At 62.0% G+C, this 13,918-nt stretch carries 10 protein-coding genes and 1 pseudogene; 10 read left to right on the forward strand and 1 reads right to left on the reverse strand.

What is annotated here, in order from left to right; all coding sequences use genetic code 11:
* A pseudogene (locus B9N88_RS25475) lies at nucleotides 1-477 on the forward strand (MFS transporter); the annotation flags it as partial.
* A gap of 63 nt (nucleotides 478-540) precedes the next feature.
* Nucleotides 541-1,872, forward strand: coding sequence for an OprD family porin (locus B9N88_RS25480; RefSeq protein WP_085205427.1), 1,332 nt, complete (start codon nucleotides 541-543; stop codon nucleotides 1,870-1,872).
* Between the two features lie 10 nt (nucleotides 1,873-1,882).
* Here B9N88_RS25480 and B9N88_RS25485 read toward each other — a convergent pair whose 3' ends face one another.
* On the reverse strand, nucleotides 1,883-2,419 hold the full coding sequence (locus B9N88_RS25485) for an ANTAR domain-containing protein (RefSeq protein WP_027607487.1): 537 nt from the start codon (nucleotides 2,417-2,419) through the stop codon (nucleotides 1,883-1,885).
* A 205-nt stretch (nucleotides 2,420-2,624) separates the two neighbouring features.
* Between B9N88_RS25485 and B9N88_RS25490 the strand changes: the two genes are divergently transcribed.
* The 8 genes from B9N88_RS25490 to B9N88_RS25525 all read left to right on the forward strand — a co-directional run bounded on the left by B9N88_RS25490 (nucleotide 2,625) and on the right by B9N88_RS25525 (nucleotide 13,902).
* The gene (locus tag B9N88_RS25490) at nucleotides 2,625-3,311 is read left to right on the forward strand and encodes a fimbrial biogenesis chaperone (protein ID WP_223841607.1); all 687 of its coding nucleotides are present in this window, start codon (nucleotides 2,625-2,627) and stop codon (nucleotides 3,309-3,311) included.
* A 23-nt stretch (nucleotides 3,312-3,334) separates the two neighbouring features.
* Nucleotides 3,335-4,318, forward strand: a complete 984-nt coding sequence (locus B9N88_RS25495) for a fimbrial protein (protein ID WP_027607485.1) — start codon at nucleotides 3,335-3,337, stop codon at nucleotides 4,316-4,318.
* Between the two features lie 57 nt (nucleotides 4,319-4,375).
* Nucleotides 4,376-7,174: an ATP-binding protein gene (locus tag B9N88_RS25500; RefSeq protein ID WP_027607484.1), complete on the forward strand. Its 2,799-nt coding sequence runs from the start codon at nucleotides 4,376-4,378 to the stop codon at nucleotides 7,172-7,174.
* Nucleotides 7,161-8,354 (forward strand): response regulator cyclic di-GMP phosphodiesterase PvrR, encoded by a 1,194-nt coding sequence (locus tag B9N88_RS25505; RefSeq protein ID WP_027607483.1) that lies wholly within the window; start codon nucleotides 7,161-7,163, stop codon nucleotides 8,352-8,354. The genes B9N88_RS25500 and B9N88_RS25505 overlap by 14 nt, the downstream gene beginning before the upstream one ends.
* A gap of 83 nt (nucleotides 8,355-8,437) precedes the next feature.
* The gene (locus B9N88_RS25510) at nucleotides 8,438-11,611 is read left to right on the forward strand and encodes a hybrid sensor histidine kinase/response regulator (protein ID WP_027607482.1); all 3,174 of its coding nucleotides are present in this window, start codon (nucleotides 8,438-8,440) and stop codon (nucleotides 11,609-11,611) included.
* Between the two features lie 23 nt (nucleotides 11,612-11,634).
* Nucleotides 11,635-12,282 (forward strand): response regulator, encoded by a 648-nt coding sequence (locus B9N88_RS25515; RefSeq protein WP_027607481.1) that lies wholly within the window; start codon nucleotides 11,635-11,637, stop codon nucleotides 12,280-12,282.
* 196 nt (nucleotides 12,283-12,478) lie between these two features.
* The gene (locus B9N88_RS25520; protein WP_027607480.1) at nucleotides 12,479-13,084 is read left to right on the forward strand and encodes a fimbrial protein; all 606 of its coding nucleotides are present in this window, start codon (nucleotides 12,479-12,481) and stop codon (nucleotides 13,082-13,084) included.
* Nucleotides 13,085-13,161: 77 nt separating this feature from the next.
* A complete protein-coding gene (locus tag B9N88_RS25525; protein ID WP_027607479.1) occupies nucleotides 13,162-13,902 on the forward strand; it encodes a fimbrial biogenesis chaperone in 741 nt (246 codons plus the stop codon).
* Nucleotides 13,903-13,918 lie beyond the last annotated feature (16 nt).

A 13,918-nucleotide genomic window follows, 5' to 3' on the forward strand; every position in this document is an offset into this window, starting at 1 on the left:
GCCGCGTTCAACCTGCTGCTCGGTTTGATCCTGCTGGCCGGCCTGGGGCTGGGATTTATCCTGCTCAACCTCACGGTCTTCACCCAGACCCTGGCCGAACGGCAGTTCCTGGGGATTGCCACGGCGCTGACCCAGTCCCTGCGCCTGGTCGGCGGGCTGCTCGGCACTGCGGGCATGGGGGTGCTGGTCAACCTGCTGTACAGCGCCAATGTGCAGCGGGTGTTTCTCGCCGCGAATCACGCCGAGGGCATTGCCGCGTACGCCGATCCGCAAACGCTGTTGCATGCCAACCTCGACGCCTCGCCGTGGCTGAACCTGGCCCGGGATGCCCTGGCGCAGTCCGTTGGCGTAGGCCTGTTGCTGTGCGCCGGGATCGGCGTGCTGGCGCTGTTCATCCTGTACCGCTTGCCGCCGGTGCGACTGCATGTCGTGCCGGCCACCGTTGCTCCTGAAACACCTGCTCCTGAAAACAAATAGAAAACCTTCACTGCCGCTTTTGACTGCCCTCAAAAAAACCAAACACACATGGGGATGACACCGATGGAGCTTTTCAATCGCGCACCAACAGTACTCGCCGGCCTTTGTGGCCTGCTGATCGCCCAACAGGGCTACGCCGCCGGCCTGGTGGAAGATAGCAAGCTCAACGTGCTGGCCCGCAACTTCTTCAGTAACGCCGACAACCGCAGCGGCGCGGCCGACCCCAACTACACCCAGGAATGGGGCCAGGGCTTTATCGCCAACTTCGAGTCGGGTTTCACCCAGGGCACGGTGGGCTTCGGCATCGACGCCATCGGCATGTTCGGTGTGCGCCTGGACTCCGGCAAGGGCCGTCACTACAACCCGCAAAGCACCGCGTTCAACGGCAACGTATTCCCCACCGATCACGATGGCCGCGCGGTGGACCAGTTCGGCAGCCTGGGCCTGACCGCCAAGGCGCGCTTTGCCCGGACCGAGCTGAAATACGGGACCCTGGTGCCCATGCTGCCGGTGGTGATGTCCACCGACCGCATGCTGCAACAGACCTTCAACGGCGGACAGGTGCAGTCCAAGGACCTGGACCATTTCACCTTCACCCTCGGCCAGCTGGAACACGTGAAAGGCCGTGGTTCGAGCAACCAGATGGGCATGTCGATCCCGGGCGCCAACAACGCGGTCAGCGGTGAGTTCGTCAACAAGTTCTACTACGGCGGCGTCGACTACAAACCCACCAAAGACCTGACGTTGCAGTACTACTATGGCAACCTGCAGGACTTCTACAAGCAGAACTTCCTGGGCCTCAAGTACGACTGGCAGATCGGCCCGGGCACCCTGCGCACCGACCTGCGCCACTTCGACAACCGCTCCGACGGCGCCAACGGCAACGACCCGGCGTTCTACACCTTCGGCTACTACGGCGACGGCGTGACCAAGGGCAAGGTCGACAGCCGCCTGAGCAGCGCCCTGTTCACCTACCTGGTCAACGGCCACACGATTGCCGCCGGCCTGCAACAGGTCAGCGGCGACAGCGATGCGGTGTGGCTGAACCAGGGTGACGGTTCCACGGCCTACTTCATGACCGAGTCGATGATCGGCAAATTCCAGCGCGCCGGGGAAACCACCTGGCAGGTGCGTTACGGCTATGACTTCGCCACGGTCGGCGTGCCAGGCCTGAGCTTTATGGGCATGTACGAAAGTGGCTCGAACATCCGCACGCCAACGGGTGACAAGAGCGAGTGGGAACGCAACCTGACCGTGAGCTATGTGTTCCAGCAAGGCCCGCTGAAGAACCTGAGCATCGCCTTGCGCCATGCCTCATTGCGCACCGAAGTTACCACCCAGCGTGACAGCGATGAGCATCGGGTGATCATCAGTTACCCGTTGAGCATTTTGTAACGCCAGCCCCCTAGCGCTTGGGCGACAACCCGATCGCACACGCGACCACCGCCGGGTCGCCGGGGCAAAACGCACGCGTGCCTATTGAACCCTTACTGACCCGGGGCGCCATGCGCTCCGTGTCTACTGCGCGCAGCGTCGGGCGCTCCAGTGACTGTGGCGTGTGCAAGGGATCGACCATCTCCATGCAACGGCGCAGCGAGTTGAAGTCCGGCGATTGCGACAGCGACAAATGCAAGGTCTGGCTTACCGACACCGACACCCTTGAACTCTGCGCACATTGGCCGTCATACGCCAGTGTGTGGCGGATCAGCGGGTTGTCATGGCAGTACTTCAACAGGTTCACCTCCCGTGTATGCACCAGCGCCATGTTGATGATCAACAGGTCGAATGCCACGCCGGGGGAACGCGTCAACGCCAGCAGTTCGTCGAACGAACCAATCGGGGCGATACGGTGATAGCCCATCTGGTTGAGCATTTTCTCGATCTTGATCCGTTGCAGAAGGTCTGCATCGGCAATCAGAAGGCGTAACGCTTTATTGGACATAGGTAAACCTGACAGTTGGGCATCAGCGTCGATCATTCAACGCCGCTACGTTAACCGTCGGGCGGCAAACCTGACTTTAAGGCGATTCTGAAACGCTAAGCCGGTACACCGGCACACTTTTAAGAATCGCCTGAAAGCCCCCGCGCGCACCTCTCCCTACCATGGGCTGCGTCCCCACACGCTCCCATGGATTTCAATTGTGCTCATGTTTCTACTCAGAATGGCGATGCTGGCCTGTGCGCTGCTGGCTCTCGCACCGCCACCCGCCCGTGCTGCGTTGAAGATCGAAGGCACGCGCCTGATCTACTTCGGCCAGGACAAGGCCGCCAGTATCAGCGTGGTCAATCAGGCACCGCGTGACGTCGTGGTGCAAACCTGGGTCACCGGCGAGGACGATTCAGCCGCAGGCCCCGTGCCGTTTGCCACCCCCGAACCGCTGGTGCGACTGGGCGCCGGAGAACATCACCGGCTGCGCATCCTGTATGCCGGGGAAGGCTTGCCCGCCGATCGCGAGTCGTTGTTCTGGCTCAACGTCATGGAAATTCCGCTCAAGGCGCAAGACGCCAACAGCGTGCAGTTCGCAATACGCCAACGGCTCAAGCTGTTCTATCGGCCGCCCGCGCTCAAGGGTGGCTCGGCCGAGGCGGTGCGGCAATTATCATGGCGCAGCGACGACGGGCCGACTATCACCGTCAGTAACCCCAGCGCGTTTCACCTGTCGCTGGTCAATGTGCAGACCGACAGCCTGGCGCTCAGCGATTACCTGCTGCTCAAACCCCATGAGAGCAAAACCCTCACCGCACCGAGACGTCTGGCCAAAGGCACCCCCCTTCACTTCACCGAAATCACCGATATCGGCTTGCAGGCCCGCCATAGTGCGGCGCTCAAGTGATAGATCGCGGAGTATCTGCCCCCATGTCACTCACCAAACACTGCTTACCGATGCTGCTGTGGGCCTGTGCGGTCCTGCCGGCTACCAGCCACGCCCTGGCCTGCCGTGAGGACGGCACCAACTCGATCATCACCCAGGAGGCACTGGGTACTGCGCTGGCGGTGGCCGCCGATGCGCCCAACGGCACCATCATCTGGGAGTCGGGCCCGCGCTCGACCGATGTGATCTGCAAGGACGACTACGGCCATGGCCGCGAAGAAGTGTATTTCTACGTCAATCCGGCCGGCGTGAGTATCGGCACGGGTATTCGCGTGGGCATTCGCTACAACAACCAGCCGATTACCCAAAGCACCGGCAAGGTCGGTACCGGCTTCTATTCCGATCGAGGCTGCAACTTGGCCAATTGCGTCGGCTGGGACAAGGCGCGCTTTACCCTCAACTTCAGCGTGTTCATCGAGAAATACGACCCCACGCCACCCAGCGGGCAAGCCAGTACGTTGACCTCCTACCGGGTATTCCAGCTCGACGGCGTGCGCGGGCTCAACTCGCGGCCCAACAGCAATTTCAACTACGTGGTCACCGGCATGAACGATATCCGCTTCGTGCCCTGTACCCCCGAGTTGACCATCACCCCCAGCGTGGTCAACTTCCCAACACCGTCGCGCAAGGCTGCCATCGGTGAAGTGGCCAGCAGCGCCAACTTCAGCCTGAACCTGCGCAAGGGCTGCGACACGCCCTACACCATCAGCGCACGCTTCGCCAGCACGGCGGGGGGCGGCAGTGTGATCAATGGCTTGCTGGTGCCGGATAACAACAGCTCGGTGGGCATCGCGCTGTCCCGCGCCGAGAGCCAACAGCAATTGCCGTTCAATAACTGGTTCACGCTGCAAGAGTTGATGGGGCTGGGCCAGAGCCACGATGAATTCCGCGCCGACCTGAAATGGCGCACCTTGCCGATCCCGGGTGCCTTCGACGCCGCCGTGGTGGTGGATATGTACTACAAGTAGGCCCGTTTTAAGGATCGTCTTATACCCCCGGTGCACCGTGCTGTTTAAAGTGCGCCGATGCGATTGAAAAGTTATCTGCTCCAGATCAACCCCGTCCTCTCCCGACCCGAAGCAGCCAGAAGGCTGCTTCGTATTTTTGCGACCGTACTGCTGATCGGCATCCTGAGCGGGGTCTATACCTTTCTACTGTCGACGTTCAACAACGACATCTCCCAGCGCCGCGGCTACATGAGCAGCGCCATCGCCGAAGCCCACACTTTTTTCACCAACCGCGAGGCCCTGCTCGAAAGCCTCAGCCTGTCCGCAGTGCGCAAGCAGGCAAGGATCTATCCACCCTCGGAGGAGGAACAACACCTGCAACTGGGTGACACGCCAGGCAACCAGTGGAGCATCTGGCTGACCACGCGCATGCGCGATTACCTCAAGGCCAAGCAGGTCAACCTGCTCTACGTGAACACCGGCCCGACCCCACAGGTGACGCGGCTGTACGACTCCACTGCGCAGGTGCTGCCGATTTCCAAATGCATGCTCAACCGCCTCAAGGCCCTGCAAAACAGCGACCCGGGCACACTCAAGGAGCTGTGGCTCAGCGACAAGACCGAGCAACACTCGCACCTCTACATCTTCATTCGCCTGGATGAGCGCGACCCTCGCTCCGGCTGGCTGGGCCTGGAAATGGAAAGCCGCGAAGTGTCCCAGACCCTCAGCGACCAGAGCGCCGGCGAATTCATGATGCTCAACTCCCAGGGCATGCTGGTCTTCACCAACAGTCACGACTCACAGCTGAGCCAGCAACGCCTCAAGCCCAGGGAAGACAATTTTTTCGGGTTTGTCGGCAGTGGTTTCCTGCCCGACCACCTGGTGATCCGCAAGCATCTGAAGTCCTCGGACTGGCAACTGATGTACTCCATCGACCTGCGCGCGGTGGTCACCGGCCTGTGGAAACAGTTGCTCGGCTCGCTGCTGTTCTGCCTGTTCAGCCTGACGTTGATCTGGCTGGTGATGCGCCGCGTCGACCAGCGCTTCATCATCCCTTCGATCCATCGCATCCAGGCCTTGATCGAAAGCGAGGCGTTCGGCCGCGACGTGATCCAGACCGCGCCCGTTGCCCTCTGCGTGCTGCGCCGCACCGACGGCCAGGTGGTGCTGGAAAACACCCTGGCCCAACAGTGGCTGGGCCACGGCCCGGAGCGTGAGGCGTTGCGCGCCGGCTGGATCGAGCAGGCCTTTGCCTGCGAGCCGAGCGAACACAGTGACTACTTCGAAACCATCGACGGCCGCCACCTGTACCTGAGCAGCGCCCCCACCCGCTATCGCGGCGAGGACGTGCTGTTTTGCGCGTTCAGCGATATCAGTGCACGCAAGCAAGTCGAGGCGGCGCTGGAAGAAGCACGCCAATCGGCGGATGCCGCCAACGCCGCCAAAACCCTGTTCCTGGCAACCATGAGCCATGAAATCCGCACACCGTTGTATGGCGTGCTCGGCACCCTGGAATTGCTGGCGCGCACGCAACTGGACGCCCAGCAGAAGGACTACCTGCATGCCATCGAAGGCTCCTCCTCGACGCTGCTGCAGTTGATCTGCGACGTGCTGGATGTGTCGAAGATCGAGGCCGGCCAACTGGCCCTGGAGTTGAGCGAATTCTCGCCCCTGGACCTGGTCCACGAAATCATCCAGGGCTACGCCGCAGCCGCCCAGGGCAAGGGCCTGCAACTGTACGCCTGCTTTGATCCCACGCTGCCGGAACGCTTGATCGGCGACGTGACGCGCATCCGTCAGATACTCAACAACCTGCTCAACAACGCGGTGAAGTTCACCGACTACGGGCGCGTGGTGCTGCGGGTCAAAGTACTGGGCCGCGACGGCGAGCGTTCCAGCCTGTTGTGGCAAGTCTCGGACACCGGCAAAGGCATCGCTCAGGAAGACCAGGCGATGATTTTCGAACCGTTCTACCAGAGTGAAGGCAACACCAATGTGGTCGCCGGCACCGGCTTGGGCCTGCCGATCTGCCAACGCCTGACGGAGTTGATGAACGGCAATATCCGCATGGTCAGCGAACTCGGCCTGGGCAGCAGTTTCAGTCTGATCCTGCCGCTGGAAGAGGCCCCCACCCCGCCCATGCCCCCCCTATTGGCCGAGACTATCTACGTGGCCTCGCCGATTCCGGAGTTGGCCAACTCGGTCAGTGGCTGGCTGCGTCGCTGGGGCGCCAGGGCCCAGACCGGCCTGCCGACCCTGGCGGACAATCATCTACTGCTGCAAGTGCACCCCGGCAGCATCGACCCGTTGCTGGTGCCCGAGTGGCCGGGCCCGGTGATTCACGTCAGCAGCAACGCCTGCACGGCCCTGGAGGCCGACGCCGGTGCCTGGCACGTCAACCTCAACCACCTGGGCGCTATTCATCAGGCCGTCAGCCAGGCGCAAGGGCTGTGGGTGGCCCGCGCCGATGAGCACACGCGCCAGCGTGACCTGAATAAACTCAACCTGCACCTGCTGGTGGCCGAGGACAACATCATCAACCAGCTGATACTGCGTGACCAACTCGAAGAGCTCGGCTGTACCGTGGAGCTGGCGGCCGATGGCCGGGAAGCGTTGCAGCTGTACACCGCCGGCAACTTCGACGTGGTGTTGACGGACGTGAACATGCCCCATATCAACGGCTATGAATTGGCGCGCGAACTGCGCCGCCAGGGCTGCCCGTTGCCGATTATCGGGGCCACCGCCAACGCCATGCGCGGCGAGGCCGACCTGTGCCTGGCCGCCGGCATGAACCACTGCCTGGTCAAACCCTTTGCGTTGCGGGCTCTATTCAACTCCCTGGCGCCTTATGCACGGATCACCCATGAAGCCCCTTAGTATTTTGATTGTTGAGGATCATCCCCTGCAGCACATCTACCTGCAGCACCTGCTCAGTGAGTTGGGGGAGTTCATGCTCGAAACCGCCGCGGATGGCAAAGAAGCGCTGGAGCAGCTGCGCCAGCGGGATTTCGACCTGGTACTGACCGACCTGCTGATGCCCGGCATGGACGGCGTGCAGTTTATCCAGTGCCTGGCCAGCCTGCGCTGCAAGCCGGCGCTGGCGATCATGAGCGCTGCGTCGCGACGCATGTTGATGGCGGCCAGCCTGGTGGCAAAAAACCTCGATGTGGAGGTGATCGGGCTGATCTCGAAACCGGTTGCCGCCGATGCGTTGCGCAGCCTGGTGGAACAACTCAGGAACAGGGTGTGCAAGCCCTCCCCCGCAATGCCCGAGCACGTGGACATCGACCGTCACAGCCTGATCCAGGCCATGAGCGCCGGCCAGTTCCAGGCCTGGTTCCAACCGAAAAAATCCCTGGCCAACGGCCGTATCGTCGCCGCCGAAGCGTTGGTGCGCTGGATGCACCCCGAGCAAGGCGTGATGCTGCCGGGTGCCTTCCTGCCGGCGATCAAGGCCTTCGAACTGGAGGAACGACTACTGTGGCTGGTGCTCAAGCAGGCGATCCACGCCCAGGAACACTGGCGCCAGCGTGGCTATGAAATCCCGGTGTCGATCAACCTGCCCACCCACCTGCTCAACAGCCACGACCTGGCGGACCGTTTGCTGGAGTTCGTGCTGCACCACGATGGCATCCCGGGGATGATCTGCTTCGAGTTGATGGAGTGCTCGGTGCCGCAGGACATCAGTAACTTCTATGCCGGTGCCTGCCGCCTGCGCATCAAGGGGTTCGGGCTGTCCCAGGATGATTTCGGCAAGGGCTACAGCTCGTACCTGAACCTGGTGTCCACGCCGTTTACCGAACTCAAGATCGACCAGGCGCTGGTCCAGGGCAGCCATGACAACGAAGGCATTGCCCAGGCGTTGGCGAGCATCATCGCGCTGGGCCGCAAACTCGGCCTGACCGTGGTCGCCGAAGGGGTGGAGACGCCCCAGCAACTGGCGCTCCTGCGCAAGATCGACTGCAACCAGGTGCAAGGTTTTCTGATCTCCCACGCGGTGTCGCCGGATCAATTTCAACAACTACTGAACAATGATGGCCCTGCGACATCTCACTAGCAGCCGGCCCCGGATTATTTACCCCGTATTAAGGAGTAAGCTCCATCCAGTGCCGATTTATCCTGCGCCCGCGGAAACCCTTGATGAAGCACAACAACGCGATCCTCGAAGCTTTCACCCGCAGCTCATTGCGCCTGAACAAAGGCCTGATGGTGCTGATTGGCATCGCGTTGCTGCTGGTCCTGACCAACTACTGGTCACTGCAACGCGGGATCGAAACCCGCTACGGCGCCACGCGCTTTCACTTCGCGCGGCTGATGGAAAACCTGCAGGAGCAGGAGTCCTATCTCAAGAGCCTGACCCACCCGGGCATCCAGGCCGAACTGTTGCGTGCCACCCATGTGCAGGTCAGCCTGAAAAGCCGCATGGTCGACAACCACCGCACGCTGTACGAAGGCCAGAAGTATTCGTTTTCGGTGCCCTTCAGCGCCAAGTTCGATGAGCAACAGGTCAATGTCGCTGCCCGGCCGCAGATTTTCGCGCTGGGCGCCCACCTGACCAGCTACTACAGCGCCTTCTGGTCCTCGTCGCCCTACGAGGCACCACAAACCTTCCTGTTCAATCGTCAGGCGAACTACACCATTACCGTGCCGTCCGTGGGCTACCAACGTCGCGAAAGCACAGAGGACACGGGCAACCTGGTGGCGCTGGTCAACGCAGTGCAACAACGCCTGGAGCAGACGCCCCAGCCCCTGGAACAAAACCGTGTGTATTGGCAAGCCGGTCCCGCCGCCGAACATTTGCTGGCGTATATCGGCCTGCCACTTGGCGGTCAGGAACAGGCGGTAGTCGGCACCTTGCTCGACCTGTCGCGGGTCGACGATGTACAGCGCGCCCTGGATCACTCGGCATTCGATCGCCTCACGTTGATGGGCCCCGACGGCCAGCGGCTGGCCGGGCCCGACGTCGACGCATCGCTCAGCGATGGCGTGCACTTCAACGCCGATGGCTTCGAATTCAAGATGACCCAGGCCGGTGACCGGCCCTGGAGCGCGGTCTACGGCCTGAACTACGCGCACTTCTTCCACTCTGCGCTGTGGCCGCTGAGCAGCCTGGCGTTGTTTCTCGGCGGCCTGATCACCCTCGGCTGGGGCGGCAGCCGCTGGTATCGGCGCCAGGTAATCAACCCGGCGCGCCTGGCCCACGAGCGCATTGCCGAAAGCGTGGCGTTCAGCCGCGTGATCATCGACACCGCACCCACCGGCCTATGCGTGGTGCGCCGCAGCGACGGCAAGGTGCTTATCGAAAACCAGCGCGCCCAGCAATGGCCGGGCACCGCACGCCTGGTAGCGGCCATGGCCGGTACACCTGAGGGCGCCGAGAGCGGCGAGACGCACCTGGAGATCGAAGGCCGGCACCTGCAGATCGGCTTCGTGTCGACCCGCTACCAGGCCGAAGACGTGCGCCTGTATGCGTTCAACGACATCACCCGTCATATCGATGACGCCCAGGCCCTGGAAGACGCCCGCCGCGCCGCCGATGCGGCCAACGAGGCCAAGACCCTGTTCCTGGCAACCATGAGCCATGAAATCCGCACACCGCTGTATGGCGTGCTCGGTACCCTTGAACTGCTCGGGCTGACAGATCTGGACCCGCACCAGAAAACCTACCTGCAGACCATCCAGCGCTCATCCGGCACGCTGTTCCAACTGATCAGCGATGTGCTCGATGTGTCGAAAATCGAATCCGGGCAAATGGCGATAGAAGCCGTGGATTTCTGCCCGCTGGACATGCTCGAAGACACCCTGCACACCTACGCCGCCTTCGCCCAGCGCAAGGGTTTGCAGCTCTACAGCTGCATAGACCCGCAACTGCCGGACTGCGTCATGGGCGATCCGATGCGGATTCGCCAGATTCTCAATAACCTGGTGAGCAACGCCATCAAGTTCACCGACATCGGCCGCGTGGTGATCCGCGCCCGGGTCACGGCACAGGACGCCAACCACGTTGACCTGGAATGGCAAGTCACCGACTCCGGCGTGGGCATCCCCGAGGCGCAGCAGGCCAAGCTGTTCGATCTGTTTTACCAGGCACCGGACACCGCCAGCGAAGGCGGCGCCGGGCTGGGATTACCGATCTGCCGGTGGCTGGCGCAGATGATGGACGGCGAGATCAGGGTGGTCAGCGAGCCGGGCCTGGGCAGCAGCTTCACATTGAAAATGCGCCTGCCGCTGTGTGGCGGTGCCTTGACCAACCTGCCGCTGATCGAGCCCAGCCCGACGCCGGTGTATGTGCAGGCACCGGTGCGCGAGCTGGCACAGTCAATGAGTGACTGGCTCAACCGCCTGGGCATTGCGGCGGCGCTGGCGGCGCCCACCCAGGAACAGGACAATCGCCACGCGGTGCTGGTGGACCTGTTCGCCGGCGACCCCGCGCGGCCCTGGGTCGGCCAGCGCGTGCTGTGCCTGCCAGGTGCGCACAGCCCGCCGCTGCACACGGCCCAGGGTTGGAGGGTGGATATGTACGATGTACGTGCCATCGCCGCCACGGTCTCGCTGGCACAACACGGCAAGCATGAGCAACCGCCTGCGACGCGCCTGCAAAGTGCCGGGCAGTTGGGGTTGCATATCCTGGTGGCCGAGGACAACCCGGTCAACCAGGCGATTATCAAGGAACAGCTGGAAGCACTCGGTTGCTCGGTGTCCTTGGCCGCCAATGGCGAGCAGGCCCTGCACTTGTGGCAACCGCACGCCTTTGACCTGGTGCTGACCGACGTGAATATGCCGTTGATGAATGGCTATGACCTGGCCAGGGCCCTGCGCGAGCACGACCCGCAGTTGCCGATCATCGGCGTGACCGCCAATGCGATGCGCGAGGAAGGCGTGCGCTGCCTGGCGGTGGGCATGAACGCCTGGATCGTCAAGCCCTTGAGCCTGCAAACCTTGCGTGGCCAGTTGATCAAGCTGTGCAAGGTCAAGCCGCCGGTTGCGCCAGCCACCGCGTCATTCAACGACAGCGTGCAGTTATCGGAGAAAATGCGCCCGCTGTTCATCAGCAGCGTGGAGCAGGACTTGCAAGGTATCGACGCCGCCCTGGCACAGCGCGACGCCCACGGTCTTGGCCAACGCCTGCATTCGCTGGCCGGCGCCCTGGGTGCCGTCCAGGCGCTCGACCTGGCCCACGCCTGCATCGAACTGGAAAGCGCACTTAACCGTGGCAGCCTCGACACTGACCTTACGCTCAAGGTGAAAGCGGTCATGCAGCGACTGTCGGCCGTCCTGGAGACTCTCCAGCCCGGGCACTCTTCACTCACTTGAACCGGCACTACGGACGGCCCCTTATGAAAAAATTCAACGTGGTAATCGCCGACGATCACCCGATCGTGTTGCTGGGCGTTCGCGAGCTGGTGGAACGCGACACGCGCTTTCGAGTGGTCGGCGAGGCCGTGTGTTCGGCCGGGCTGATCGATTTGCTGCAGCGCCAGGGCGCCGACATCGTGATCACCGACTACAACATGCCGGGCGACTCGCCCTACGGCGATGGCCTGAAGTTGGTGGAATACCTGAAACGGCATTTTCCACAAGTGCAGGTCCTGATCCTCACGATGATTTCCAACCACCTGATTCTCACCCGCCTGCAAGAGCTGGGTGTGGTCGGCATCATCCAGAAAAGCCAGTTGCACACCGAGATTCAACTGGCACTCCAGGCCATTGCCCAGCAGAGCGCCTATCGCAGCCTGGAACCGCCCAAGACATCAGTGATCGAAACCCTCACCGACTTCGACGAGCGCTTTACCAGCTTGTCGCCCAAAGAGTTCGAGATCCTGCGCTTGTTTATCTCCGGCATGAGTGTCAGTGATATTGCACGCAGCCAGAACCGAAGTTCAAAAACCATCAGCGCACAAAAGATATCGGCCATGCGCAAACTTGAAGTCAACAGCGACCAAGACCTGCTCGCTTATTGCCTGGCGCGTAACATTTTCAACTAAAGAACCACTCGCAAGCCATTCGCTGACAATGGCTTCGCCCTTTATTTTCAGACTCCCCGCCTGTTCTTGACGCGTAGCCAGTGCGCCTGAGTTTCGACTTATAAGAATCGTCTTATTCTGGTCAACGACCTCGCCTTTTACTCTTTCCTGGCAGTTCAGTAGTTACATTCTCCAACTAACACTAACGGACATCATCATGAAGAAGTTTTCCCTGGCTGTTATCGCCTCGGCCATTATCGCCGCATCCGGCAGTGCGTTCGCCGACGATACGGTAGCGCCTACTCCTACCCTGGGCGGCAGCGGCAAAATCACCTTCACCGGCGTGATCAACAACGACGCCTGCTCGGTGGACGGCGCCAACTCCGACCGCACCATCTCGGTCGACATGGGCAACGTCTCGATCAAGGACATGGGCACCGCGGAAAACCCAACCGCAGGTCGCGTTACCGCCAAAGACTTCAACCTGAACGTCAACTGCAACCAGGGCACCAAGGTGGCGATGATCTTTGACGCCAACAACGGCGGTTCGGGCCTGGTGACCGGCAAGAACGTACTGGCCCTGAACCCGGGTTCGGCCACCGCGCAAAACGTCGGTATCGCCCTCCTGGACAGCAAAGGCACGCTGATCGATCTGAGCTCGCCAGCCACCGCACGCATCGAAAGCACCATGCACGGTCAAGGCACTGAAGGCGGCGACGCCACCCTGAGCTTCGCGGCAGCCTACGTCACCACCGGTGCCGCCGGTGCGTCCACCGCCGGTCGCGGTGATGCAACCCTGCCGTTCATCCTGCAATACGAATAACCCCGGCGCCCCGTGCACCAAACGCGCGAGGCCATGCGGCCTCGCCATTCCCTTTTTGATGACACCGGATACCCCTCATGCCGCCTCGTTCTATCGCCATGAGCCTGGTGCTGCTGGGCATGCTTATGGCTACCCAGGCCGCCGCCAGCATTTCACTGAATGCCACCCGTATCGTATTCGATGGCGACCACAGGGAAGCCAATATCACCGTGCGCAACGGTAACCAGGATGTGTTGGTGCAATCCTGGGTCGACATGAACGATGCCAGTGGCAGCCGCGCACCGTTTGCCGTCACCCCACCATTGGCGCGGGTGTTCGCCAAGGAACAGCAACTGCTGCGCATCCTGTATGAGGGCGCCGGCATGCCCACGGACCGCGAGTCGGTGGTGTGGCTCAACGTGCAGGAGATCCCCAAGGCCAGCGAGGCCGAGAACACCCTGCAACTGGCGATCCGCCAACGCATCAAGATTTTCTACCGCCCTGCCGGCCTCGCAGGCAGTGCGTTGCAGGCCCCAGCGCAGCTCGAGTGGCGCCTGGTCAGACATGGCGCACAGACCCTGCTGCGGGTGAAAAACCCGACGCTCTACCACGTGTCCATGGCCGACATCAAAGTGCAGGCGCAACTGGCCAGCGACTCCACCATGATCGCGCCCGGCGAGGAGAAACAGTTCCCGCTCGGCGCCACGCCTGCCAGCGGGCCGGTGCAGTTGTCGTTTTCCAGCATCAATGACTACGGTGCACAGAACGCGTACACCGCGCCCCTGGCCGTCGGTGCTGCCGCCCCCGCGCACGCCACGGAATCACGCCGCAAACCCTAAGCCCCTTTTCTAATCC

Source organism: Pseudomonas sp. LAMO17WK12:I1, from assembly GCF_900177315.1.
Taxonomy (GTDB): Bacteria; Pseudomonadota; Gammaproteobacteria; order Pseudomonadales; family Pseudomonadaceae; genus Aquipseudomonas; species Aquipseudomonas marginalis.

Coding starts and splice junctions, on each gene's coding strand:
- B9N88_RS25520 (WP_027607480.1), top strand. CDS start 12,479: ATGAAGAAGTTTTCCCTGGCTGTTATCGCCTCGGCCATTATCGCCGCA.
- B9N88_RS25525 (WP_027607479.1), top strand. CDS start 13,162: ATGCCGCCTCGTTCTATCGCCATGAGCCTGGTGCTGCTGGGCATGCTT.
- B9N88_RS25510 (WP_027607482.1), top strand. CDS start 8,438: ATGAAGCACAACAACGCGATCCTCGAAGCTTTCACCCGCAGCTCATTG.
- B9N88_RS25490 (WP_223841607.1), top strand. CDS start 2,625: ATGTTTCTACTCAGAATGGCGATGCTGGCCTGTGCGCTGCTGGCTCTC.
- B9N88_RS25495 (WP_027607485.1), top strand. CDS start 3,335: ATGTCACTCACCAAACACTGCTTACCGATGCTGCTGTGGGCCTGTGCG.
- B9N88_RS25500 (WP_027607484.1), top strand. CDS start 4,376: ATGCGATTGAAAAGTTATCTGCTCCAGATCAACCCCGTCCTCTCCCGA.
- B9N88_RS25485 (WP_027607487.1), bottom strand. CDS start 2,419: ATGTCCAATAAAGCGTTACGCCTTCTGATTGCCGATGCAGACCTTCTG.
- B9N88_RS25515 (WP_027607481.1), top strand. CDS start 11,635: ATGAAAAAATTCAACGTGGTAATCGCCGACGATCACCCGATCGTGTTG.
- B9N88_RS25480 (WP_085205427.1), top strand. CDS start 541: ATGGAGCTTTTCAATCGCGCACCAACAGTACTCGCCGGCCTTTGTGGC.
- B9N88_RS25505 (WP_027607483.1), top strand. CDS start 7,161: ATGAAGCCCCTTAGTATTTTGATTGTTGAGGATCATCCCCTGCAGCAC.